Below are 22,813 nucleotides of genomic sequence, written 5' to 3'. Positions count from 1 at the left end.
TTGAGCATGGAGCCCGAAAACCAATCGGCCCCGTCCACCAGCCTGGAGCCGGGCCTGCGATGGGATGTGGATCAGCTGCTCAAGCAATCGGTGGCATTCGGGATACCTCAGAACGAGGCGCGCACGCTCCTCAAGAGGATGGTCGAGGTGATCAGCCGATGGAAGGAGAAAGCTGAGCAATACCCCGTGCGCATGATGAGCACCGACATCGCGTCGCTGGAAGCGGTCTTGGACAACCCGCAGCTTCGGCTGGCCTGGGAGATGGTGGGTGGCCAGCGGGCATGAGCTCCTGACCGGAGAGGGCAGGGCCTGGCAGGTCGAACAGGAGGGTGGGGGCTTGCAGCGTCCGAGTGCGGAGTCCCTTTTTCGCGCGCGCGGACGTGCGCGCGTGTTTATTCTTTAGTGGGTGTCCGACCAAATGAACCCAGCGCTCACCATAAATTTCTGAGCAAGAGAAAGAGCGGCCAAAACGACTGCAGGCGCGATACAGGTTTGCTGCGGACTGCGTCCACCGCCAGTAAGACAAGGCTCCCACGCAAGTGGGGGCCTTTTGTCTTTCTGAGCCCAGTGTTTTCGCGGGGTTGCGGGCGGCGGCTGTTTCTCTGTGGGTTCTCTCGCTGCTGCTTTTCTGGCCTTTGCCGTGGGCCATTCTCTAACGCAGCTTTTTGGCAGTGAGGCTTTTCGACGTTTCAGTGCCGAATGGCAGAACGGTATTGAGACCAACACCCCGAGATGATGGGTTGGGGAACTACCCCTGTACGGATGGACATTGGCGCCATCAGTTTCACTAGAAACCAGCTTGGTTGCCAGGGAGGGTGCAAATACTCTGTTACAACACAGGCGTTTGGAGGATGCCGGGACTTGCTGAAGCGAGTTCATTTGGTGCATTGGCGCCTTTGAGTGTTCTCCGTGCGTTTGGTTGGTCCAACAACAGAGACACCCTGGCTGCATGCTCCCTTTTCCCCCTGGCTCCCGCGCCGTCGTACGTGACGAAGAATGGCTCATCCGCCGCGTGGACCCCGCCGTTGACGGCGGCTGGCTCCTCACCTGCGACGGCATTTCTGACCTGGTCCGTGGCCAGTCCGCGTTGAAGTCTCCTCGAATTCCTGAGCCAGTCAGAAGTAGAGGTTGGGGAACAGTTTGACACGGTACTCGACCGGTGGGACATTGCTCATTTATCTGTCCGCGTTCTTCGGTTGCTTACTTGACCAGGGGGCAGCCGGACTTGGCCGGGTCCATGAAAGCCACGTCGCCGGGGATGGTCGACAGGACGTTGTAATAGTCCCAAGCGACATCGCTTTCGCCCGGCTTCTTCACTTCCATCAGGTAGACGTCGTGGATCATGCGGCCGTTGGCGGCGACCTTGCCGCCCTTGGCGAAGACGTCATTGATCGGCAGTTCATGCAGCTTGGCGGAAACCGCCTCCGTCTCGTCGGTACCGGCGGCTTCGACAGCCTTCAGGTAGGAGGTGACGGCGGAATAGGTGCCGGCATGAACCATGTTCGGCATGGCTCCCGTGCGCTCGAAGAAGCGCTTGCCGAAGGCGCGGCTCTCGTCGTCGCGGTTCCAGTAGAAGGCTTCGGTGAGCGTCAGGCCCTGGGCGGCTTCAAGTCCGAGGCCGTGAACTTCGGCGAGGGTGAAGAGCAGGGCCGCCAGGCGCTGGCCGCCCTGGACGATGCCGAATTCAGCCGCCTGTTTGATGGCGTTCTGGGTGTCCATGCCGGCATTGGCAAGGCCGATGACCTTGGCGCCCGACGACTGGGCCTGCAGCAGGAACGAGGAGTAATCGGTGGTGGCGAGCGGATGGCGCACAGCGCCGAGTACCTTGCCGCCCTTTTCCTTGACGAAGTTGGCGGTGTTTTCTTCCAGCGAATAGCCGAAGGCGTAGTCGGCGGTCAGGAAGAACCAGCTGTCGCCGCCCTGCTCAACGATGGCGCCACCGGTACCGACGGCGAGAGCATGGGTGTCATAGACCCAATGGAAGCCGTAAGGGGTGCACTGCTTGCCGGTCAGGTCCGTGGAAGCCGCACCAGTGTTGATGGTGATCTTCTTCTTCTCGTTGGACAGCGCCTGGACGGCGAGGCCGACCGACGAGGTGGTCAGTTCCATGATCGTGTCGACCTGCTCGGTGTCATACCACTGGCGGGCGATGTTGGACGCGATGTCGGGCTTGTTCTGGTGGTCGGCGGTGACGACTTCGACCGGAACACCGAGCACCTTGCCACCGTAATCCTCGACCGCCATCTTGGCGGCCTCGTAGGAGAACTTACCGCCGAAGTCGGCATAGACGCCGGACTGATCGTTCAGGATGCCGATCTTCACTTTGCCGTCAGACGGCTCGGCGAACCGCTCGACGACCGCTCCGATCTCTACACCACGATCGATGCCTTCATCCCGCTTCTGTCGGAAGAAGACTACGAGATCGACGAGAAGCAGCGCTCGGCCAACTTCTCCGAAGTCGGCACGGAAAAGCTCGAGAACCTGCTGCGCGAAGCGAACCTCTTGAAGGGCGCCTCGCTCTACGACGTCGAGAACGTCGCGATCGTTCACCACATCAACAATGCGCTGAAGGCCCACAAGCTGTTCTCGCGCGACAAGGACTACATCGTCCGCAACAATGAGATCGTCATCATCGACGAATTCACCGGCCGCATGATGCCGGGACGGCGCTATTCCGAAGGCCAGCACCAGGCGCTCGAAGCCAAGGAAAAGGTGCAGATCCAGCCGGAGAACCAGACGCTCGCCTCGATCACCTTCCAGAACTATTTCCGCATGTACGGCAAGCTCGCGGGCATGACCGGCACGGCCTCGACCGAGGCGGAGGAATTCCAGAACATCTATGGGCTGGAAGTGTTCGAAGTGCCGACCAACCTGCCGATCCGGCGCATCGACGAGGATGACGAGGTCTATCGGACCTTCGACGAGAAGTTCAAGGCGATCATCGACGAGATCAAGGCCGCCAGCGAGCGCAACCAGCCGGTTCTGGTCGGAACCACCTCGATCGAGAAGTCGGAGCTCCTGGCCGGCATGTTGAGCGCCAGCGGCTTCAAGGACTTCAAGGTCCTGAACGCCCGCTACCACGAACAGGAAGCCTATATCGTCAGCCAGGCGGGCGTTCCCGGCGCCGTCACGATCGCCACCAACATGGCCGGCCGCGGCACCGACATCCAGCTCGGCGGCAATCTCGACATGCGTCTCGAGCGTGAGCTCGAGGGCATGGAGCCGGGCCCCGAACGTGACGCCAAGGCCGCAGCGATCAAGGCCGAGGTGGCCGAACTGAAGGCCAAGGCGCTCGAAGCCGGCGGCCTCTACGTGATCGCCACCGAGCGCCACGAGAGCCGACGCATCGACAACCAGCTGCGCGGCCGCTCCGGCCGTCAGGGCGACCCCGGCCGCTCGAAATTCTACCTGTCGCTGCAGGACGACCTGATGCGCATCTTCGGCTCGGACCGCATGGATTCGATGCTGCAGAAGCTCGGCCTCAAGGAAGGCGAAGCCATCGTCCATCCCTGGATCAACAAGGCGCTGGAACGGGACTACTCGATGATCTTGGCGACGACGCCGGCGCCGACGGTGCGGCCGCCTTCGCGGATGGCGAAGCGCAGGCCCTGGTCCATGGCGATCGGGGTGATCAGCTCGACTTCCAGCTCGGCGTTGTCGCCGGGCATGATCATCTCAACGCCTTCCTTGAGCTTGATGATGCCGGTCACGTCCGTCGTGCGGAAGTAGAACTGCGGGCGGTAGTTGGTGAAGAACGGCGTGTGACGGCCACCCTCTTCCTTGGTCAGGATGTAGGCCTCGGCCATGAACTTGGTGTGCGGGGTGATCGAACCCGGCTTGCACAGCACCTGGCCACGCTCGACGTCTTCACGCTTGGTGCCGCGCAGCAGAACGCCGACGTTGTCGCCCGCCTCGCCCTGGTCGAGCAGCTTGCGGAACATTTCCACGCCCGTGCAGGTCGTCTTCTGGACCGGACGGATGCCGACGATCTCGATTTCCTCGCCGACCTTGACCACGCCCTTTTCGATACGGCCGGTCACCACGGTGCCGCGGCCCGAGATCGAGAAGACGTCTTCCACCGGCATCAGGAACGCCTGGTCAACCGGACGCTCCGGCTGCGGGATGTAGTCGTCGACCGTCTGCATCAGCTTCAGGACGGCTTCTTCACCGATGTTGGCGTCACGGCCTTCGACCGCCGCCAGGGCCGAACCGGCCGTGATCGGAATGTCGTCGCCCGGGAACTGGTACGACGAAAGCAGCTCGCGCACTTCCATCTCGACCAGCTCGAGCAGCTCGGCGTCGTCGACCATGTCGACCTTGTTCAGGAACACCACCAGGGCCGGAACGCCGACCTGACGCGCCAGCAGGATGTGCTCGCGGGTCTGCGGCATCGGGCCGTCAGCGGCCGACACCACCAGGATCGCGCCGTCCATCTGGGCTGCGCCGGTGATCATGTTCTTCACGTAGTCGGCGTGACCCGGGCAGTCGACGTGCGCGTAGTGACGGTTCTCCGTCTCGTATTCCACGTGCGCCGTGTTGATCGTGATACCGCGCGCCTTCTCTTCCGGAGCGGCGTCGATGTCGGCGTAGTTCATCGCCTTGGCGCCGCCCTTCTTGGCCAGCGTCATCGTGATCGCCGCCGTCAGCGTCGTCTTGCCATGGTCAACGTGACCAATCGTGCCGATGTTGCAATGCGGCTTGTTACGTTCGAACTTTTCCTTGGCCATCTCAAGGGCAAGCTGGCCCGCATTCTCGACGGCATCGTCGACGGCCTGCCGGCCGACCTTGCCGCCCTGCTGCGCGCCTGGCTGGCGACGGTGATCAACTGGGGCGTCAAGGTGCTGGTCTTCGCCTGGGCGCTCGGCCTGATGGGGGTTGCGCCGCTTGCCGCCACCTTCGGCGGGGCGCTCGGCGGCGAACTGTCCTCGGTGCTGCCCTTCCATGCCCCGGCCGGCGTCGGCACCTATTCGGCCGGCATCGTCGCCGGCGCCGTTGCGCTCGGTGCGCCGACCGCCAAGGCGGCAATGGACACGCTGGCCCGCGCCAGCATCAACATGCATCTGATGATCATTCTCTCGGCGCTGACCGGCACCGTGCTGTCGCTGGCGCTCAACGAGCTGAGACGCCTCCGGGCCGGCCGCTGAGCGGCCCGCCCTGATTGTCAAACAGTCCGCGGATCTGATTAGCGGATCGGGGGGAGCCTTACTGGAAGGCCGTCTCGAAGAAGCTTCTGAGCTTGCGCGAATGCAGCTTCTCCTTCGGCATGGCGCCGAGCTTCTGCAGCGCCCGGATGCCGATCTGCAGATGCTGGCTGACCTGCGTCTTGTAGAAGGCGGTCGCCATGCCCGGCAGCTTCAGTTCGCCGTGCAGCGGCTTGTCGGACACGCAAAGCAGCGTGCCGTAGGGCACGCGGAAGCGGAAGCCGTTGGCGGCGATGGTCGCCGATTCCATATCGAGCGCAATCGCCCGCGACTGCGACAGGCGCTTGACCGGGCCGCGCTGGTCGCGCAGTTCCCAGTTGCGGTTGTCGATGGTGGCGACGGTGCCGGTGCGCATGATGCGCTTCAGTTCGAAGCCCTCATAGCCGGTGATCTCCTCGACGGCGTCTTCCAGCGCCAGCTGCACCTCGGCCAGTGCCGGGATCGGCACCCAGACCGGCAGATCGTCGTCGAGCACATGGTCCTCGCGCACATAGGCATGCGCCAGAACGTAGTCGCCAAGACGCTGCGAATTGCGCAGGCCCGCGCAGTGGCCGAGCATCAGCCAGGCATGGGGACGCAGCACCGCCACATGGTCGGTGATGGTCTTGGCGTTGGACGGACCCACGCCGATATTGATCATGGTAATGCCCGCATGGCCCTTGCCCTTGAGGTGGTAGGCCGGCATCTGAGGCAGCCGCCCGATCGCCACGCCTTCGCTCGGCTCGCTGTCGCCGGGCAGCGTCACGAGATTGCCGGGCTCGACGAATTCACCATGGGCGGCACCGGCGGCGGCATTGCATACAACCGCTCGGAATTCTTCGAGATCATCGGCTCGGGCCTCGACGCCTCGCCGACCACCGAGGTGCTGATCGAGGAATCGGTGCTCGGCTGGAAGGAATATGAAATGGAAGTCGTCCGCGACAAGGCGGACAACTGCATCATCATCTGCTCGATCGAAAACATCGATCCCATGGGCGTCCACACCGGCGACTCGATCACGGTTGCGCCGGCGCTGACCTTGACCGACAAGGAATACCAGATGATGCGCAACGCCTCGATCGCGGTGCTGCGCGAGATCGGGGTGGAAACCGGCGGCTCGAACGTCCAGTTCGCCGTCAACCCGAAGGACGGCCGTCTCGTCGTCATCGAGATGAACCCGCGCGTGTCGCGCTCGTCGGCACTCGCATCGAAGGCCACCGGCTTCCCCATCGCCCGGGTCGCCGCCAAGCTTGCCGTCGGCTACACGCTGGACGAACTGGAAAACGACATCACCGGCGGCGCCACCCCGGCCTCGTTCGAACCATCGATCGACTATGTCGTCACCAAGATCCCGCGTTTTGCCTTTGAGAAGTTCCCAGGCGCCGAGCCGACGCTGACGACCGCGATGAAGTCGGTCGGTGAGGTCATGGCCATCGGCCGCACCTTTGCCGAGAGCCTGCAAAAGGCGCTGCGTGGCCTCGAAACCGGCCTGACCGGCCTCGACGAGATCGAGATCCCCGGCCTTGGCGAGAGCGACGACAAGAACGCCATCCGCGCCGCGATCGGCACGCCGACGCCCGATCGCCTGCGCATGGTCGCCCAGGCGCTTCGCCTCGGCATGTCGCCGGAAGAGGTTCACGAGGGCTGCAAGATCGACCCGTGGTTCATCGCCCAGTTCAAGGCGATCGTCGACATGGAGGCCCGTATCCGCGAGCACGGCCTGCCGGAAGACGCCGAGAACCTGCGCATGCTGAAAGCCATGGGCTTCTCCGACGCCCGGCTTGCCAGCCTCACCGGCAAGCGCCCGAAGGAAGTGGCCGAGATCCGCAACGCGCTGAACGTACGTCCGGTCTTCAAGCGCATCGATACCTGCGCCGCCGAATTCGCCTCGCCGACCGCCTACATGTATTCGACTTATGAAACGCCCTTCGTCGGCGAGCTTCGCTCGGAGGCTCAAGTCTCCGACCGGAAGAAAGTCGTGATCCTCGGCGGCGGTCCGAACCGCATCGGCCAGGGCATCGAGTTCGACTATTGCTGCTGCCATGCCGCGTTTGCCCTGAAGGACGCGTCGGCAACTGGTTCATCATCCTGGTGATGATCGCCGGCGGCTCGGTCATGGGCTATTACGTCGCTGCCCGCGTGCAGATGACGGAAATGCCGCAGCTTGTCGCCGCACTGCACTCCTTCGTCGGCCTGGCCGCCGTGTTCATCGGCTATAATGCCGAAATCGAACTCGGTCGGGTTGCCGGGATGGACGAGGCGGCGCGCCATGCGCTGACCGGCTTTGCCGCCGTTCTGGCGCACAAGCTCGCCGATCCCACCGGGGCCCTGGTGGCGATCCTCAAGGTCGAGGTCTTCCTCGGCGTGTTCATCGGCGCGGTCACGTTTACCGGCTCGGTCGTCGCCTTCGGCAAGCTGGCCGGCAAGGTCGACGGCAAGGCGAAGAAGCTGCCGGGCGGGCACATGCTCAATGCCGGCGCGGCGATCGCCTCGCTCGTGCTGCTGGTGATGTATTTCAACGGCGCCGGCATCTGGACGCTGATCCTGATGACGCTTCTCGCCTTCTTCATCGGCTATCACCTGATCATGGGCATCGGCGGCGCCGACATGCCGGTGGTGGTGTCGATGCTGAACAGCTATTCCGGCTGGGCGGCAGCCGCGATCGGCTTCACGCTCGGCAACGACCTCTTGATCGTCACCGGTGCGCTCGTCGGCTCCTCGGGTGCGATCCTCTCCTACATCATGTGCAAGGCGATGAACCGCTCCTTCATCTCGGTCATCCTCGGCGGCTTCGGCGGCACGACGGGTCCGGCGATGGAGATCGAGGGCGAGCAGGTGGCGATCGACGCCGAGAGCGTGGCTGCGGCGCTCAACGAAGCCGACAGCGTCATCATCGTGCCGGGCTATGGGATGGCGGTGGCACAGGCCCAGCAGGCGGTCTCCGAACTCACCCGCAAGCTGCGGGCGTCCGGCAAGAGCGTGCGCTTCGCCATCCATCCGGTGGCCGGGCGTCTTCCGGGCCACATGAACGTGCTTTTGGCCGAGGCCAAGGTTCCTTATGACATCGTTCTGGAAATGGACGAGATCAACGAGGACTTCCCCTCGACCGACGTGGCCATCGTCATCGGCTCGAACGACATCGTCAATCCGGCGGCGCAGGAAGACCCGAACTCGCCGATCGCCGGCATGCCGGTTCTCGAAGTGTGGAAGGCCAAGCAGGTCTTCGTCTCCAAGCGCGGCCAGGGCACCGGCTATTCCGGCATCGAGAACCCGCTGTTCTACAAGGAGAACACGCGGATGTTCTACGGCGACGCGAAGAAGTCGGTGAGCGAATTGCTGCCGATGATCAAGTAAGGTGGAGCGGTTCCAGGAAATAGCTCCACCCTATAGACCGTACCCGAAACCGACACAGGTGGTCAGGTAGAGTATACCAAGGCGCTTGAGAGAACTATGCTGAAGGAACTCGGCAAATTGCACGCGTAACTTCGGAAGAAGCGTGACCCCATTTTACGCAAGTAAGGTGGGGTGGCACAGACCAGGGGGTAGCGACTGTTTATCAAAAACACAGGGCTCTGCGAAGTCGCAAGACGACGTATAGGGTCTGACGCCTGCCCGGTGCTGGAAGGTTAAGAGGAGAGGTGCAAGCTTTGAATCGAAGCCCCAGTAAACGGCGGCCGTAACTATAACGGTCCTAAGGTAGCGAAATTCCTTGTCGGGTAAGTTCCGACCTGCACGAATGGCGTAACGACTTCCCCGCTGTCTCCAGCATAGACTCAGTGAAATTGAATTCCCCGTGAAGATGCGGGGTTCCTGCGGTCAGACGGAAAGACCCCGTGCACCTTTACTATAGCTTTACACTGGCATTCGTGTCGGCATGTGTAGGATAGGTGGTAGGCTTTGAAGCGGGGACGCCAGTTCTCGTGGAGCCATCCTTGAAATACCACCCTTATCGTCATGGATGTCTAACCGCGGTCCGTCATCCGGATCCGGGACAGTGTATGGTGGGTAGTTTGACTGGGGCGGTCGCCTCCGAAAGAGTAACGGAGGCGCGCGATGGTGGGCTCAGACCGGTCGGAAATCGGTCGTCGAGTGCAATGGCATAAGCCCGCCTGACTGCGAGACTGACAAGTCGAGCAGAGACGAAAGTCGGTCATAGTGATCCGGTGGTCCCGCGTGGAAGGGCCATCGCTCAACGGATAAAAGGTACGCCGGGGATAACAGGCTGATGACCCCCAAGAGTCCATATCGACGGGGTTGTTTGGCACCTCGATGTCGGCTCATCGCATCCTGGGGCTGGAGCAGGTCCCAAGGGTTTGGCTGTTCGCCAATTAAAGCGGTACGTGAGCTGGGTTCAGAACGTCGTGAGACAGTTCGGTCCCTATCTGCCGTGGGTGTAGGAATATTGACAGGATCTGTCCCTAGTACGAGAGGACCGGGATGGACATATCTCTGGTGGACCTGTTGTCGTGCCAACGGCATAGCAGGGTAGCTATATATGGAATGGATAACCGCTGAAGGCATCTAAGCGGGAAACCAACCTGAAAACGAGTATTCCCTATCAGAGCCGTGGAAGACGACCACGTTGATAGGCCGGGTGTGGAAGCGCAGCAATGTGTGAAGCTTACCGGTACTAATAGCTCGATGACATTGCCGACATGTACGAAAAGACCCGCGCGGCCGGCTTCGGCACCGAGGTCAAGCGCCGCATCATGATCGGCACCTACGTGCTCTCGGCCGGCTATTACGATGCCTATTACCTGAAGGCGCAGAAGGTCCGCACGCTGATCAAGCGCGATTTCGAGCTGGCCTTCAACGACGTCGACGCCATCCTGACGCCGGCCACCCCGTCCTCGGCCTTCGCCATCGGCGACGAGGCACTCGCCGCCGATCCGGTCGCGATGTACATGCAGGACATCTTCACCGTCACGGTCAACATGGCCGGCCTGCCGGGCCTGTCCGTCCCCGCCGGCCTCGACGCCAAAGGCCTGCCGCTCGGCCTGCAACTGATCGGCCGTCCGTTCGAGGAAAGCACCCTGTTCAAGACCGCCCACGTCATCGAACAGGCCGCCGGCAAGTTCACGCCTTCGAAGTGGTGGTAGGGCTTCACCTCTGCTTCAAACAACTGCGGCGCCGAGAGGCGCCGTTTTTCGATCGGGTACATCGCGGGAGGGCGGCGGAATCTAGGGCTTTTGCGAATGCATGTAGGCCTTCAGCACCGCGTTCATATGCGTCTGGTAGCCCTTGCCTTGGCCGCGAAACCAGTCCAGCACGTCGGCATCGATCCGGATGGTGATCTGCCGCTTGTCCGCCGCCGGCCTCACGAGTTTCGCCTTTTCGAAGAAGGCTTCGTCCAATTCCGGAATATCGCTGTAGTCGATCTGCTTGTCAGATCGAGACGCCAGTTCCTTCAGTCTTGTCTGCGAGATGGGCATGATAGCGCATCCTTTCCTTTCTGTTCGCAAGCCGAGCCGAAATGATACGGATCGAGCCGCTTCTATCGGTGTGAACGACGACGACGATGACCAGCGACGCGATGGCGCCGATGCTGATGATCCGCTCCTCGCCATAGTCGAGACGCTCGTCCTTCGCGCTGAAGACCGAGCCGTCGAAGATCAGGCAGGCTTCCTCAAAAGAGATGCCGTGCTTCTGACGATTGATCCTGTTCTTCGTCTCGTCCCATTCGAAACTCATGACGTAATGTAACTACAAATGTAATGCCTGGCAACGGCAGGAAATCCCGTCGTTGCCAGTGTTCTCCTCACCTGTTGTCCGGCTGTGACCTGACCAGAACCAGGCCGCGTTCGGTGATGCGGTAGGGGTGGCCGCCGGAAGACTTGATCGCCCTCTTCTGCTTCAGCTTGCGGAAGGCGATGACGTCGAGGCCGCTGAACACCCAGCCTTCGCGGGTGAAGAGCTGGATCTTTTCTATTCTGCGGTTTTCGTCACGGGTGAGTTCGATGCCTCTCCGAGCTTTTCGGCGACGAACCGCCGCGCCGTCTGCGCATTGGTCATGGTTTCGATCGTCGTAAACGTCTTCGAGGCGATGATGAACAGCGTCGTCTCGGCGGAGAGGATCTTCAGCGTGTCGCTGATATGGGCACCGTCGACATTGGAGACGAAGTGCAGGCGCGGGCCGTCATGAAAGGGGGCGAGCGCCAGCGTCGCCATCACCGGGCCCAAGTCGGAACCGCCGATGCCGATATTGACGACATCGGTGATCGCCTTGCCGGTCGAGCCCGTGAGTGAGCCGGAGCGGATCCCTTCGGCGAAACGGCCCATGGCGGCAAGCACGGCATTCACCTCGGGCATGACGTCGCGGCCGTCCACCATGACCGGCGCGTTCGACCTGTTGCGCAAGGCGGTGTGCAGGACGGCACGTCCCTCGGTAAAATTGATCGGTTCACCGGCAAACATGGCCTCGCGCTTTTCAGCAACGCCGGCGCATAGCTCTTCGAGCAGGGCCATGATCTCGTCGTTCACCGCGCATTTGGAATAGTCCATCAGCAGGTCGTCGAGCGCGGCGCTGTAGCGGGTGAAGCGCCCGGCATCAGCGGCAAAGGCGGCGCGCAGATCCTCGGCCCGGGTGGCCGCGGCGGTGCTCGTGAGCTTGTCGATGATTGCCTGCATCTTCATGTCCCTGATTTGGCGGAGATGAAGGCGACCCTATTCTGGGCGGCGCTGGCGATCAAGCGCATGAAAACGCCCGGACTGCACTTGGCAATTCCGGGCGTCTGTCGTGGCTAGCTGAAGCGCCGTTTTACTTGGCCGGCTCGCTGTCGCGCAGTTCGCGCCGCAGGATCTTGCCGACATTCGACTTCGGCAGTTCGCTGCGGAACTCGATGAAGCGCGGGCGCTTGTAGTTGGTCAGGTTGGCCGCGCAATGCGCCTTGAGGTCGGCCTCGGTGAGGGCCGGGTCCTTCTTGACGACGAAGATCTTCACCGCTTCGCCGGAATGGGCGTCGGGTACCCCGATCGCCGCGCATTCGAGCACACCGGGATGCATCGCCGCCACTTCCTCGATCTCGTTCGGATAGACGTTGAAGCCCGAAACCAGGATCATGTCCTTCTTGCGGTCGACGATCTTGACGTAGCCGCCCTCGTTCATCTTGCCCATGTCACCCGAGCGGAAGAACCCGTCGTCGGTCATGACCTTGGCGGTCTCCTCGGGGCGCTGCCAGTAACCGGCCATGACCTGCGGTCCGCGAATGCAGATTTCGCCGACTTCGCCGATCGGCAGCGTGGCGCCGTCCTCGTCGCGGATCTCGATATCCGTCGACCGCCGAAGCCGGGATTGACGGTCATCAGCAGGACGAGATCGAGGCGGTCGAGGACGTATTCGATGACGGTTTCCGGCGTCGAGGGGTTGAGCGAGACACCGGCTTTGCAGCCGAGATCGCGGATCGCCTGCAGCGAGCGATCCAGATGGGTGGTGGCTTCGGCATGGACGGTGACGATGTCGCAGCCGGCATCGGCGAAGGCTGAGAGAAAGGCATCGACGGGCTCGATCATCAGGTGGCAATCGAACACCTTGTCGGTGCGATTGCGGATCGCCTTGATCACCGGCGGGCCGAAGGTGATGTTGGGCACGAAATGGCCGTCCATCACGTCGAGATGAATCCAGTCGGCCCCGGCCCGGCAGACGGCTTCGACTTCCTCGCCAAGGCGCGAGAAGTCGGCGGACAGGACCGAGGGCGCGATGATGGTTTTCTGGCTCATGCTGTCTCCTGACGAGGCTCGGAGGGTGTGGGCGGTTTCATGGCAAAGACACGGCTGGCGGCAATGTCACGACCGATGATCGTGGACAACTGCTCGGCATTGACCGGTCCCTTGGCCTCCTCGAACAGGCGGTTGGCCTGTCGCAGCCGCGCCCGGTCGAGCGCGTTGCGGATGGACCGCGCATTGGCGAAATGCGGCTGGCTGCGCCGGCGGGCGATATAGTCGGTCATCACGGCCGTCGCCTCGGCGTCGAGGTGGTATCCCTGCCTCTCCAGCATGGTCTCGGCGATCGACAGCAGTTCCTCGTTTGCATAGTCGGGGAAGTCGATGTGATGAGCGATACGCGAGCGGAAGCCCGGATTGCTTTCGAAGAAGCGATCCATGCGGTCGGAATAGCCGGCGAGGATCACCACCAGGTCGTCGCGGTTGTTCTCCATCACCTGCAGCAGGATTTCGATCGCCTCCTGGCCATAGTCGCGTTCGTTGTCCGGGCGGTAGAGGTAGTAGGCCTCGTCGATGAACAGCACGCCACCCATGGCCTTCTTGAGGATTTCCTTGGTCTTCGGCGCGGTGTGACCGATATACTGGCCGACCAGGTCGTCGCGCGTCACCGAGACGAGGTGCCCCTTGCGGATATAACCGAGGCGATGGAGCAGGTTCGCCATGCGCAGCGCCACCGTCGTCTTGCCGGTGCCGGGATTGCCGGTGAAGCTCATGTGCAAAGACGGCGGTTCATGGGAAAGTCCCATGGCGCCGCGGGCGCGCTCGACCAGCAGCAACGCCGCCGTCTCGCGGATCCGCCGCTTCACGGGTTTCAGGCCTACAAGGTCGCGGTCGAGTTCTTCGAGGATCTCGGCGACGCCCGAGGTCCGGTATTCCTCGGCGAGGTCGACCGAAGTTCATCGATCGCCCCGCCGATCGCCCGCGAGCATGCAGAAGCGCTTCGGCAGCAGCAGGTGCACCACATCGATGCGCCGGTATCCGGCGGGGTGGTGGGCGCCGAGGCGGGTACGCTCGCCATCATGGCGGGCGGCGATGCCGCAATCGTCGAAAGCCTCGCCAAAGTCTTTGCAGCGCTTGGCCGCGTCACCCATGTCGGCCCCTCCGGCGCCGGGCAGATCTGCAAGCTCGCCAACCAGCAGATCGTCGCGATCACCATTGGTGCCGTCGCCGAAGCGATGATCCTGGTCGAGGCCGGTGGCGCCAGCCGCGAGAAATTCCGCGAGGCGATCCGCGGCGGCTTTGCCGAAAGCCGCATCCTCGATCTGCATGGTGGCCGCATGGTGAACCGCAGCTTCGCTCCGGGCGGCCCTTCGCGGCTGCAACTGAAGGATCTCGACGCGGTCGCCGCAATGGCGGACCTGTTCAGTCTCGACCTGCCACTGACCGCCATGATACGCGACGAGTTCCGCGATTTCGTCGCAGACGGCGGCGGCGATACCGATCATAGTGGTCTTCTGCTGCATCTCGAAAAGATCAATCAGCGCATGGGTGAGGAAAAATTATGAGCGACGACAAGAACAAGCCCCGCCGCCTGCGCTCGCAGGACTGGTTCGACAATCCCGACCACCTCGACCTGACCGCGCTCTATCTCGAGCGTTTCATGAACTACGGCACGACGCCGGAAGAGTTGCGCTCGGGCAAGCCGATCATCGGCATTGCCCAATCCGGCAGCGACCTCAACCCCTGCAATCGCCACCATCTCGACCTCGCCAAGCGCCTGCGCGACGGCATTCGCGACGCCGGCGGCATCCCGATCGAATTCCCGACCCATCCGCTGTTCGAAAACTGCAAGCGCCCGACCGCGGCGCTCGACCGCAACCTCGCCTATCTCGGCCTCGTCGAAATCCTCTACGGCTACCCGCTCGATGGCGTCATCCTCACCACCGGCTGCGACAAGACCACCCCGTCGGCCCTGATGGCCGCCTCGACCGTCGACCTGCCGGCCATCGTCTTCTCCGGCGGGCCGATGCTCGACGGCTGGCATGACGGCGACCTCGTCGGCTCCGGCACCGTGATCTGGCGTTCGCGCCGCAAGTTCGCCGCCGGCGAGATCACCCGCGAGGAATTCCTCGAGGCGGCGCTCGATTCGGCGCCCTCGGTCGGCCACTGCAACACCATGGGCACGGCCTCGACGATGAACGCCATGGCCGAGGCGCTCGGCATGTCGCTGACCGGCTGCGCCGCCATTCCGGCCGCCTATCGCGAACGCGGCCAGATGGCCTATCGCACCGGCCGCCGGGCACCGGCCACCTCCGGCGCATCGACCGCGACCAGCGCCACGCCGGCCGGCCGATCGGCCACGAGCGCGTCGAGCACCTCGACTAGCGCCGCCGCATCGAAGGGCGGCACCCTGAGGATGCGGATGTCGGTGCGCTCCGAAGGCGAACGTGCCGCGGCATCGCGTACCGCCGCTTCCAGCTCGCGCATGAAGGAATTGTCGTTGGCCGGCAGGATGAAGGTCAACGGATAGACGCGGCCCTTGGCGAGATTGGCCGCCGCCACGTCGCGCACGAAACCGAGCGCGGCCACGGCGCCCTGCACCTTGTCGCGGGTGCGCGCGCTCACACCGGCCCGGCGGTTGAGCACCCGGTCGACGGTGGCGAGGCTGACGCCTGCGGCTGCGGCAATATCGTGGACTGTCGGCTTCATGGCTCCTCCGACCGAAGTCTTAGCGCACGTCCTGAGGTACGTAAATCAATTTTTGAGGTACGTACATCAAAACATGTTAAAAGAGAAGGACCGTCTCCCCAGTGGGGAAACGGTCCTACGCGCCGCGGTGGATCGGTAAAATGGGATTGAACGCCGAGCCGGGGCTTAGTGTCCGGCTCCGGGTGGCGGAGCCGCACTCGGCCGCTTGATCAGAAGCGCGAGGAAGACCAGCCCGAAGAACAGCACGGTCAGCCCCATGAACACGTCGATGAAGGACAGCATCCAGGACTGCTGTGTAATGACACCCGAGAGTTTCCTGATCGCCACCGCCGTGCCGTCGAGACCGTAGGTGTCGTAGTTGGCGCCGACGCTCGCCAGCCAGTCGAGCGCGGCGCGATTGCCCCAGTCGGCCTGTTCGGCAAGGCGGGCATAGTGTTCGTCAGAGCGTTGCGTCAGCATGGTGTTGATCACCGCGAGCCCGACGGCACCGCCGAGATTGCGCGTCAGGTTGAACAGGCCCGAGGCGTTCTTCATGCGGTCCGGCGGCAGGGTGCCGAGCGCGATGTTGTTGATCGGCACCATGCACAGCATCAGCGAGCAGCCGCGGAGGATCTGCGGCAGCAGCAGCTCGTAAAAGTCCCAGTCGGCGGTCATGTAGGTCATCGTGTAGGTGCCGGCAGCGAAGCCGGCGAAACCGATCATCATCATCACCCGCGGGTCGAGCTTGCTCGAAAGCGCCCCCGCCACCGGCGCGGTGAGGAACATCGCCGCGCCCGAAACGAACATGGTCTCTCCGATCATCATCGAATCATAGCCGCGGATGCGGCCGAGATAGACCGGATAGAGATAGGTGAGCCCGTAGAGCCCGACCCCCATGACGAAGGAAAACAGCGAGCCGAAGGCGAAGTTGCGATTGCCAAAGGCGCGCAGGTCGACGACGTGATGACCCCGGAGTCGTCGCGCGCAATGGGTCGGTAGCGCAGTGTGGAGCGGGCAATGCCGCTGGCCTGGCAGGCACGTCGCTCGCTCATACCGTGCTCAGCCATGAGGGCTTGAACGACCATCTCGCGACGCTCCGGGGTCAGAGCTTTCGGTCAACAACGTCCTTGAGCGCGTGGTGCATCAGCGCCAGGTCGGCGTACATGCGCTTGAGCTTGGCGTTCTCGTCCTGCAGCTGGCGAAGCTGCGACAGGTGCGAGACCGTCATGCCCGAGAACTGGCTCTTCCACTTGTAGTACGTCGGCTCGCTGATGCCGTGCTTCCTGCACGTCTCGCCGACCTTGGCACCCATCTCGACCTCCTTGAGGATGCCGACTATCTGCGCTTCGCTGAATCTGGATTTCTTCATGTAGAGACTCCGTTGCTGGGAATTCTCTACTTGCGCCTGGTTCAGGTTTTCAAGGGGACTTCACCTTGGCAAAGGTCTGCTTCAGATCAATGCCCGTCTCCTTGGCCGCCTGGACCAAATTCAACCGGGCGGTCTCCAGCAAACGGCTGTCGGTGGGATGGGCAATCGCCTTGTGCTGCACCGTGCTGTCCACGATCACGCGGGAGGGCTCCTGCGGTTTGATCAGTTTGAGTTAGACGGCCACGTTGATGGTCTGCGCCAGCAGTTCTTCCACACCTTCCTCGCCCAACAACTGACGGAACTTGACCAGGGTGGTGCCGTCGCGGGGCTGGCGGTCTTCGTAATAAGCACAGCCCGAGAAGAACTGCCAGCGCGGCGTATCGGCCCAGCGGGCCACCACGCCCTCGTCGGAGTCGTTGAAGGCGTGTTTGAGGTAAAGCAGCGCAATCATGATGCGCAGCGGCACGCGAGGGCGCGCTGCGTTGCTGGAAACAGCAGCGCGCTGTACCTGTTCACCGAAGAGGTCCAGATCGGGCATGGCCACACCGGCGCGGCCTTTGTGAGAGAAGACCTGGGCCACCCACGCTTCGATCTCCTGCCAGGGCATGCGCGAGGCCAGCACGGCCAGCGGGAGGCGCAGGTCGATCATGTGGTCGATGCGCGAACGGAAAAATCGTCGGTGGCGGGGCAGGCAAACATCACTGCAGAACTCCCAGAAAACTGCCCCTATTGGAATTCAAACTGGGAGTTCTGGATATCTGCAATCACCCCACAAACCCAGTGTTCATGCGGGTTCTGGGGGTTATTCAGGGACGACTAAATCAAGTAAATCAAGTAAATCAAGTAAATCAAGTAAATCAAGTAAATCAAGTAATGATGACGAGATTGTATTTATGTTCCGTTACTTACCTGTCAATGTACTAGCAGGCCGTTGAAAAATCCCCCGCCGACGCTGGCGTCGGCCAGTACGATCTGAAGCCATCGGCGAACCACGCAGGAGAACCACCAGACCACGGTGACGGGCACGACCGGCGACTACTTCATCGCCCAGGACTGGACGCTTGCGAGCGGCCGCACCTTCCTGGTTTCCGAAGAGCGCGGCGGCCAGGCGGTCTGCGCCATAGGCGAGACCGTGCGCAAGGAACTGTTCGGCTCGACGCCGGCGCTCGAACAGAATATCCGCGTCGGCGGCTTCTCCTGCGAAGTGATCGGCACGCTGGTCAAGAAAGGCCAGAGCGGCATGGGCACCGACCAGGACGACATCGTCGTCATGCCGCTCAAAGTGTTCCAACGGCGCATCGGCGGCTCGAGCGAAGTGTCGAGCATGGTCCTTTCGGCCGAGGACGGCGTTTCGACGTCGAAAATCCAGGCCAATGTCGAGCGCTTGCTGCGCGAACGCCGCAAGATCATTGCCGGGCGTGACGACGACTTTTCCGTCAACGACATGACCCAGATGGCCTCGACGCTGACCGGCACGACGACGCTGATGACCGGCCTGCTCGGCGCGGTCGCCGCCGTCAGCCTCCTGGTGGGCGGCATCGGCATCATGAACATCATGCTGGTCTCGGTGACCGAGCGAACCCGCGAGATCGGTATCCGGCTGGCAATCGGCGCGCTGGAAAAGCAGGTGCTGATGCAGTTTCTCGTCGAGGCGGTGACCCTGTCGCTGGCCGGTGGCATCATCGGGATCCTGCTCGGCCTTGGTCTCGCCTATAGTGCGGTCTCCTACATGAACGTCCCATTCGTCAGCAGCCCCTCCGTTATTGTGCTCGCCTTCGCCTTCTCCGCGGCAATCGGGATGGTCTTCGGCTATTTTCCGGCACGCCGAGCCGCCCAGCTCAATCCGATTGAAGCGCTGAGACACGAATAGCGCCCGCCCACCGCCGATGGCCGGCGGCCGGCGGGGGTCACCCTGCGAAGTTCCGATCTGAAGCTTTGCGTGCCTCCGCCACCACTCTGATATATTAGAACGCCTTGCCATTCCGAATGCGACATGGCACAGTGTGATATATCACTGGAGGCTTAGATGACCAAGCCCGTCGGCTCCCAGAGCCATCTCGCCTACCTCGCCCTGGAACGGCTGATCGTGACCCTGAAGCTGGAACCCGGCGCGCTGGTCAACGAGCGGCAGCTGATCCAACTATCCGGCTTCGGACGGACGCCAGTCCGCGAGGCGATCCAGAAGCTCGAATGGCAGGGGCTCGTGGTCGTGCGCCCCCGCGTCGGGCTGCAGATCGCGGAAATCCAGCCAGACGACCACCAGTCCATCATGGCCGTCCGCCTCAAGCTCGAACCGCTGCTGGCAAGGCTTGCGGCAGAAAACGCCGATCCCGAAATGCGCGCCGACCTGCTCGACTGTGCCCAGGCGATGACCGCCGCGGCGACCGCCGGTGACTTCGACGCATTTCTCGCCGCCGATCGACCACGGTCGCGGTACCGCCCAGGTGGAAGGTACGCATGGTGAGCTGGGTGCCCGGCTCGCCGATCGACTGTGCGGCGATGACGCCGACGGCCTCGCCCATGTTGACCGGGGTACCGCGGGCCAGATCTCGACCGTAGCAGATCGAGCACACGCCGGTCTGAACTTCGCAGGTCAGAGCGGAGCGGATGCGGATCGACTGGATACCAGCCTTCTCGATCTCGATGACGTCCGGCTCGAGGATCATCTTGCCGGCATCGACGATACGCTCGCCGGTGACGGGGTGATCGATGTTGTCGAGGGCGGTACGGCCGAGAACGCGGGCGCCGATCGACGCCACGACCTGGCCGGCATCGACGATCGCCGTCATGGTGAGGCCCTTGTCGGTGCCGCAATCCACGAGGTTGACGATGCAATCCTGCGCGACGTCGACGAGACGGCGGGTCAGGTAACCGGAGTTCGCGGTCTTCAGAGCGGTGTCTGCGAGGCCCTTACGGGCACCGTGAGTCGAGTTGAAGTACTCGTTAACGGTCAGGCCTTCCTTGAAGTTCGAGATGATCGGCGTCTCGATGATTTCGCCCGACGGCTTGGCCATGAGGCCGCGCATGCCGCCCAGCTGACGCATCTGGTTCGGAGAACCACGAGCACCCGAGTGCGACATCATGTAGATGGCGTTCATCGGCTTCTGGCGGCCCGTTTCCGGATCGAACTCGACGGCCTTAATGCGGGCCATCATGTCCTCGGCGACCTTCTCGGTTGCCTTGCCCCAGGCGTCGACGACCTTGTTGTACTTCTCACCCTGGGTGATCAGACCGTCATTGTACTGCTGTTCGTATTCCTTGACCAAGGACTCGGTGTCGCCGACGATCTTCGCCTTGGTTGCCGGGATGACCATGTCGTCCTTGCCGAACGAAATACCGGCCTTGCAGGCATGGGTGAAGCCGAGCTGCATGATGCGGTCGCAGAAGATGACCGTGTCCTTCTGGCCGCAATGGCGGTAGACCGTGTCGATCATCTTAGAGATGTTCTTCTTGGTCATTTCCTGGTTGCAGATGTCGAACGGCACGTTGGCGTTCTTCGGCAGGAGCTCGCCGATGATCAGACGGCCCGGCGTCGTGTCATGGATCTGCGAAACCGGGTTGCCTTCGGCATCCACGGTCTTGAAGCGACCCTTGATCTTCGAGTGCAGGGTGACGACCTTGTTCTCCAGCGCGTGCTGCAGTTCGCCCATGTCGGAGAAGGCCATGCCCTCGCCCGGCTCGTTCTGGTTCATGATCGACAGATAGTACAGACCGAGAACCATGTCCTGCGAAGGAACGATGATCGGCGCGCCGTTTGCCGGATGCAGGATGTTGTTGGTCGACATCATCAGCACGCGGGCTTCGAGCTGGGCTTCGAGCGACAGCGGCACGTGAACGGCCATCTGGTCGCCGTCGAAGTCGGCGTTGAAGGCCGTGCAGACGCCTAACAATTCATATATGGACTCCCCCTCAACAGCAAGAGCCTGACCGATTGGGGACCGTGGGGTAAAGCACCTGCAGTCGTATATCCGGCATCTGGAGTGGGATCGTCAATGTCCCGTGCCGACATGGAATCTGCGTCACCGCGTCGCCACACGCTGCAAGCGGCAGGCAAGCTGCCGGAAGAGTTATCGGCGTAGTGCGGTGTGGGAGGAACCCGGTTGGCCATGATGGTCGATCAAACCCGTCGCAAGGTGAGATGGGGTGGGTGAAGAGATCTGGTGAGATGAGATCAGGCCGGCATGAGAAAGCTCTGCCGGTTTTGCTTTTTGGTCAGCCTGGCCGTCTCGTCAAACGGGGCGTGGTCGCGCAGCGTGGCGTAGCAGATGCGCGCGAGCTTGTTGGCCAGGGCGCAGGTGGCTTTGTTGTGGTTGCTTCTGCCCAGCACATCCAGCGCCCAGCGGCGGATGCCGCAGATCTCTTTGCCAGCGCCCTCGGCCACCTTGGCCGCTCTCAACACGCTGCGCGCGCCGTGCGTGAGCAGCATGCGCAGGTAGCGGTCGCCCTTCTTGGAGATGCGCCCTAGGTAGCGGCTGGACCCCGAGCTGTATTCACGCGGCGTCAGGCCGAACCAACTGGAGAAGTGCCGTGCGTCCTGGAAGTGCGTCACATCGCCCGAGGTGGCCGCCACCAGGGCGGTGGCGGTGAGCAGCCCGATGCCGGGGACTGAGAGCAGCAGCGTGCAGGCCGGGCTCTGGCGGGCCACGCTGGCCAGTTCGCGCTCGACCTGGGCGATGCGCGCTTCAAGCAGGCGGATCTCTTCGAGCAGCATGCCGGCGGTGTGGCGGATCAGATCGGGCACGGCCGAGCGTGGGTCGGCCAGCACGCGGCCGATGGTCTCCACGCCGGTGCGGGCACCCTGCGGGATGGTGATGCCGAACTCGCGGCAGAAGCCGCGCAGGGCGTTGATGCGCGAGGTGCGCGTGCCCATCCAGAGCGAGCGGATGCGGTGCAGGCCCTGCAAGGCTTGCTGCTCGACCGACTTCACGCGCACCGGGCGGATGTCCGAAGCACGGGCGGCTTCGAGCAAGGCGGCCGCGTCGGTGGCGTCGGTCTTGTTGCGCCGCACGTAGGCTCGCACGTACTGGGCGGGCAGCAGGCGAACGGCAATGCCCAGCCCATTGAGCCAGCGTGCCCAATGGTGGGCCGAGCCGCAGGCTTCCATGATGACCAGGGATACAGATCGGTTGGCAAACCAGCGCTCGAACTGGGTGCGCGTCAGGCGCTGGGTTTCAACGATGCGCCATTGATCATCGGCAACAGCGATCTGGAAAACGGATTTGGCCAAGTCGACGGCCACGGTAGTAGCATGCATCTCGGACTCCTTTCGTTTGTGGTGAAGACCTGATCCCCACGCCAATGAAGACCAGTGCGCGTTTCTCGCGCAAACAAACGGGGGAGTCCATCCCATCACTGCCGCGCGATTTCGTCGCACGGCTGACCGGCCGGCAGATCATCGGTCTCGCGCGGCGCGCCAAGTACCTGCTGATCGATCTCGACGACGGAACGACGGTGGTCGCCCATCTCGGCATGTCCGGATCTTTCCGCATCGAGGAAGGAGAAAGGTCCGGCCAGCCGGGCGATTTCCACCATGCCCGTTCAAAGGACGAAAAGCACGATCACGTCATCTTTCATCTGGAGCAGGCGCAGGGCAGGGGCGTCGCGCGCGTCATCTATAACGACCCGCGCCGCTTCGGCTTCATGGATCTGGCGCTGCGCAACGATCTCGATGCCTATCCCGCCTTTCGCGAGCTAGGACCGGAGCCTCTCGGCAATACCCTCGATGCCGCTTATCTCGCCGGCCGGTTTGCCGGCAAGCAGCAACCGCTGAAGGCGGCCCTGCTCGACCAGAAGGTCATCGCCGGGCTCGGCAATATCTATGTGTGCGAGGCACTGTGGCGATCGCATCTGTCGCCGAAGCGCGCGGCCGCCAGCCTGGTAACCGCGACCGGCCGGCCGAAGAAGGAATTGCAATCGC

The 22,813-nt window shown here is 62.7% G+C and carries 21 protein-coding genes, 7 pseudogenes and 2 other annotated features (1 of these 30 running past the window's edge); of the genes and pseudogenes, 11 read left to right on the top strand and 17 right to left on the bottom strand.

The genetic code is table 11. The annotated features are described in order from the left end of the window. Window positions 1-6 precede the first annotated feature (6 nt). Entirely contained in the window at window positions 7-285 is a 279-nt protein-coding gene (locus DD542_RS23215) for a hypothetical protein (protein WP_127807212.1), read from the top strand. A gap of 915 nt (window positions 286-1,200) precedes the next feature. Here the strand turns inward: DD542_RS23215 and DD542_RS24120 are convergent. Beyond that, window positions 1,201-2,367, bottom strand: a complete 1,167-nt coding sequence (locus DD542_RS24120; RefSeq protein ID WP_241559835.1) for an ABC transporter substrate-binding protein — start codon at window positions 2,365-2,367, stop codon at window positions 1,201-1,203. On the opposite strand from DD542_RS24120, the pseudogene DD542_RS24305 reads away from it, so the two are divergent. After that, window positions 2,284-3,480 (top strand): annotated as a pseudogene (locus DD542_RS24305) (preprotein translocase subunit SecA); the annotation flags it as partial. The gene DD542_RS24120 and the pseudogene DD542_RS24305 sit on opposite strands and share 84 nt — an antisense overlap. A gap of 56 nt (window positions 3,481-3,536) precedes the next feature. Here the strand turns inward: DD542_RS24305 and tuf are convergent. Continuing rightward, the gene (gene tuf / locus DD542_RS23200) at window positions 3,537-4,727 is read right to left on the bottom strand and encodes an elongation factor Tu (RefSeq protein WP_127807211.1); all 1,191 of its coding nucleotides are present in this window, start codon (window positions 4,725-4,727) and stop codon (window positions 3,537-3,539) included. Here tuf and DD542_RS23195 point away from each other — a divergent pair. Further along, window positions 4,659-5,144 carry a hypothetical protein gene (locus DD542_RS23195; RefSeq protein ID WP_206610846.1) on the top strand — a complete coding sequence of 162 codons (486 nt, stop codon included), beginning with the start codon at window positions 4,659-4,661 and terminating at the stop codon, window positions 5,142-5,144. The genes tuf and DD542_RS23195 overlap by 69 nt on opposite strands. A 58-nt stretch (window positions 5,145-5,202) precedes the next feature. Here DD542_RS23195 and DD542_RS24110 read toward each other — a convergent pair. Continuing rightward, a pseudogene (locus DD542_RS24110) lies at window positions 5,203-5,964 on the bottom strand (AMP nucleosidase); the annotation flags it as partial. 3 nt (window positions 5,965-5,967) lie between these two features. On the opposite strand from DD542_RS24110, the pseudogene carB reads away from it, so the two are divergent. The 3 genes and pseudogenes from carB to DD542_RS23175 all read left to right on the top strand — a co-directional run. Next, window positions 5,968-7,245 (top strand): annotated as a pseudogene (gene carB / locus DD542_RS24105) (carbamoyl-phosphate synthase large subunit); the annotation flags it as partial. Window positions 7,246-7,259: 14 nt separating this feature from the next. Continuing rightward, window positions 7,260-8,534: pseudogene (locus tag DD542_RS23180) on the top strand (NAD(P)(+) transhydrogenase (Re/Si-specific) subunit beta); the annotation flags it as partial. Window positions 8,535-8,618: 84 nt separating this feature from the next. Further along, window positions 8,619-8,956, top strand: a sequence feature (23S ribosomal RNA rRNA prediction is too short). A gap of 9 nt (window positions 8,957-8,965) precedes the next feature. Beyond that, window positions 8,966-9,822: a sequence feature (23S ribosomal RNA rRNA prediction is too short), on the top strand. Window positions 9,823-9,826: 4 nt separating this feature from the next. Beyond that, window positions 9,827-10,279 carry an amidase gene (locus DD542_RS23175; RefSeq protein WP_347232082.1) on the top strand — a complete coding sequence of 151 codons (453 nt, stop codon included), beginning with the start codon at window positions 9,827-9,829 and terminating at the stop codon, window positions 10,277-10,279. An 81-nt stretch (window positions 10,280-10,360) separates the two neighbouring features. On the opposite strand, the gene DD542_RS23170 is transcribed toward DD542_RS23175, so the two are convergent. The 7 genes from DD542_RS23170 to cbbX form a co-directional block, all read right to left on the bottom strand. Further along, the gene (locus tag DD542_RS23170; protein ID WP_127807209.1) at window positions 10,361-10,612 is read right to left on the bottom strand and encodes a BrnA antitoxin family protein; all 252 of its coding nucleotides are present in this window, start codon (window positions 10,610-10,612) and stop codon (window positions 10,361-10,363) included. Continuing rightward, the gene (locus DD542_RS23165; RefSeq protein WP_127807208.1) at window positions 10,566-10,871 is read right to left on the bottom strand and encodes a BrnT family toxin; all 306 of its coding nucleotides are present in this window, start codon (window positions 10,869-10,871) and stop codon (window positions 10,566-10,568) included. Before DD542_RS23165 ends, DD542_RS23170 begins: the two co-directional genes overlap by 47 nt. A 67-nt stretch (window positions 10,872-10,938) precedes the next feature. Then, complete coding sequence (locus DD542_RS23160; RefSeq protein ID WP_241559834.1) at window positions 10,939-11,100, bottom strand: YjhX family toxin; 162 nt, start codon at window positions 11,098-11,100, stop codon at window positions 10,939-10,941. A gap of 5 nt (window positions 11,101-11,105) precedes the next feature. Beyond that, window positions 11,106-11,813: a hypothetical protein gene (locus tag DD542_RS23155; protein WP_241559635.1), complete on the bottom strand. Its 708-nt coding sequence runs from the start codon at window positions 11,811-11,813 to the stop codon at window positions 11,106-11,108. 124 nt (window positions 11,814-11,937) lie between these two features. Then, window positions 11,938-12,417 (bottom strand): hypothetical protein, encoded by a 480-nt coding sequence (locus DD542_RS24100; protein ID WP_347232081.1) that lies wholly within the window; start codon window positions 12,415-12,417, stop codon window positions 11,938-11,940. After that, window positions 12,324-12,896 (bottom strand): ribulose-phosphate 3-epimerase, encoded by a 573-nt coding sequence (rpe, locus tag DD542_RS24095; RefSeq protein WP_241559634.1) that lies wholly within the window; start codon window positions 12,894-12,896, stop codon window positions 12,324-12,326. The genes DD542_RS24100 and rpe overlap by 94 nt, the downstream gene beginning before the upstream one ends. After that, entirely contained in the window at window positions 12,893-13,747 is an 855-nt protein-coding gene (cbbX, locus tag DD542_RS23140; protein WP_206610840.1) for a CbbX protein, read from the bottom strand. The genes rpe and cbbX overlap by 4 nt, the downstream gene beginning before the upstream one ends. Between cbbX and DD542_RS23135 the strand changes: the two genes are divergently transcribed. Both DD542_RS23135 and DD542_RS23130 read left to right on the top strand, forming a co-directional pair. Then, window positions 13,631-14,404 carry an NAD(P)-dependent oxidoreductase gene (locus DD542_RS23135; protein WP_241559633.1) on the top strand — a complete coding sequence of 258 codons (774 nt, stop codon included), beginning with the start codon at window positions 13,631-13,633 and terminating at the stop codon, window positions 14,402-14,404. The two genes, cbbX and DD542_RS23135, sit on opposite strands and share 117 nt — an antisense overlap. Beyond that, window positions 14,401-15,138 (top strand): annotated as a pseudogene (locus DD542_RS23130) (dihydroxy-acid dehydratase); the annotation flags it as partial. The gene DD542_RS23135 and the pseudogene DD542_RS23130, both read left to right, overlap by 4 nt. On the opposite strand, the gene DD542_RS23125 reads toward DD542_RS23130, so the two are convergent. The 5 genes and pseudogenes from DD542_RS23125 to DD542_RS23110 all read right to left on the bottom strand — a co-directional run bounded on the left by DD542_RS23125 (window position 15,120) and on the right by DD542_RS23110 (window position 17,545). Further along, a complete protein-coding gene (locus DD542_RS23125; protein WP_127807206.1) occupies window positions 15,120-15,548 on the bottom strand; it encodes a LacI family DNA-binding transcriptional regulator in 429 nt (142 codons plus the stop codon). The pseudogene DD542_RS23130 and the gene DD542_RS23125 sit on opposite strands and share 19 nt — an antisense overlap. A gap of 165 nt (window positions 15,549-15,713) precedes the next feature. Beyond that, the gene (locus DD542_RS23120) at window positions 15,714-16,478 is read right to left on the bottom strand and encodes an MFS transporter (protein ID WP_277750679.1); all 765 of its coding nucleotides are present in this window, start codon (window positions 16,476-16,478) and stop codon (window positions 15,714-15,716) included. A 151-nt stretch (window positions 16,479-16,629) separates the two neighbouring features. Next, window positions 16,630-16,896, bottom strand: coding sequence for a transposase (locus tag DD542_RS23115; RefSeq protein WP_066263967.1), 267 nt, complete (start codon window positions 16,894-16,896; stop codon window positions 16,630-16,632). A 64-nt stretch (window positions 16,897-16,960) separates the two neighbouring features. Beyond that, a pseudogene (locus DD542_RS23775) lies at window positions 16,961-17,122 on the bottom strand (IS5/IS1182 family transposase); the annotation flags it as partial. A 6-nt stretch (window positions 17,123-17,128) separates the two neighbouring features. Continuing rightward, complete coding sequence (locus DD542_RS23110; protein WP_050813861.1) at window positions 17,129-17,545, bottom strand: IS5 family transposase; 417 nt, start codon at window positions 17,543-17,545, stop codon at window positions 17,129-17,131. Between the two features lie 357 nt (window positions 17,546-17,902). Between DD542_RS23110 and DD542_RS24260 the strand changes: the two are divergent. Together DD542_RS24260 and DD542_RS24255 are read left to right on the top strand one after the other, a co-directional pair. Next, a pseudogene (locus tag DD542_RS24260) lies at window positions 17,903-18,268 on the top strand (ABC transporter permease); the annotation flags it as partial. A 72-nt stretch (window positions 18,269-18,340) separates the two neighbouring features. Beyond that, a complete protein-coding gene (locus DD542_RS24255) occupies window positions 18,341-18,766 on the top strand; it encodes an FtsX-like permease family protein (protein ID WP_347232080.1) in 426 nt (141 codons plus the stop codon). Window positions 18,767-19,178: 412 nt separating this feature from the next. On the opposite strand, the gene DD542_RS24090 is transcribed toward DD542_RS24255, so the two are convergent. Together DD542_RS24090 and DD542_RS23090 are read right to left on the bottom strand one after the other, a co-directional pair. Further along, complete coding sequence (locus tag DD542_RS24090; RefSeq protein ID WP_241559632.1) at window positions 19,179-20,786, bottom strand: hypothetical protein; 1,608 nt, start codon at window positions 20,784-20,786, stop codon at window positions 19,179-19,181. A 281-nt stretch (window positions 20,787-21,067) separates the two neighbouring features. Beyond that, window positions 21,068-22,150, bottom strand: coding sequence for an IS110 family transposase (locus DD542_RS23090; RefSeq protein WP_127807204.1), 1,083 nt, complete (start codon window positions 22,148-22,150; stop codon window positions 21,068-21,070). A gap of 44 nt (window positions 22,151-22,194) precedes the next feature. Between DD542_RS23090 and mutM the strand changes: the two genes are divergently transcribed. Next, a protein-coding gene (gene mutM, locus DD542_RS23085) for a bifunctional DNA-formamidopyrimidine glycosylase/DNA-(apurinic or apyrimidinic site) lyase (protein WP_127807203.1) crosses the window boundary here: on the top strand, window positions 22,195-22,813 show its 5' portion. 224 nt of this gene lie beyond the right edge of the window; the window shows 619 of its 843 coding nt (coding positions 1-619); it begins with the start codon at window positions 22,195-22,197; its stop codon lies off the right edge, out of view.

Origin of the sequence: Hydrogenophaga sp. NH-16, assembly GCF_004006415.1 — a bacterium.
Lineage (GTDB): Bacteria > Pseudomonadota > Gammaproteobacteria > Burkholderiales > Burkholderiaceae_C > Hydrogenophaga > Hydrogenophaga pseudoflava.
This window is presented reverse-complemented; position numbering and strand designations above follow the sequence as displayed.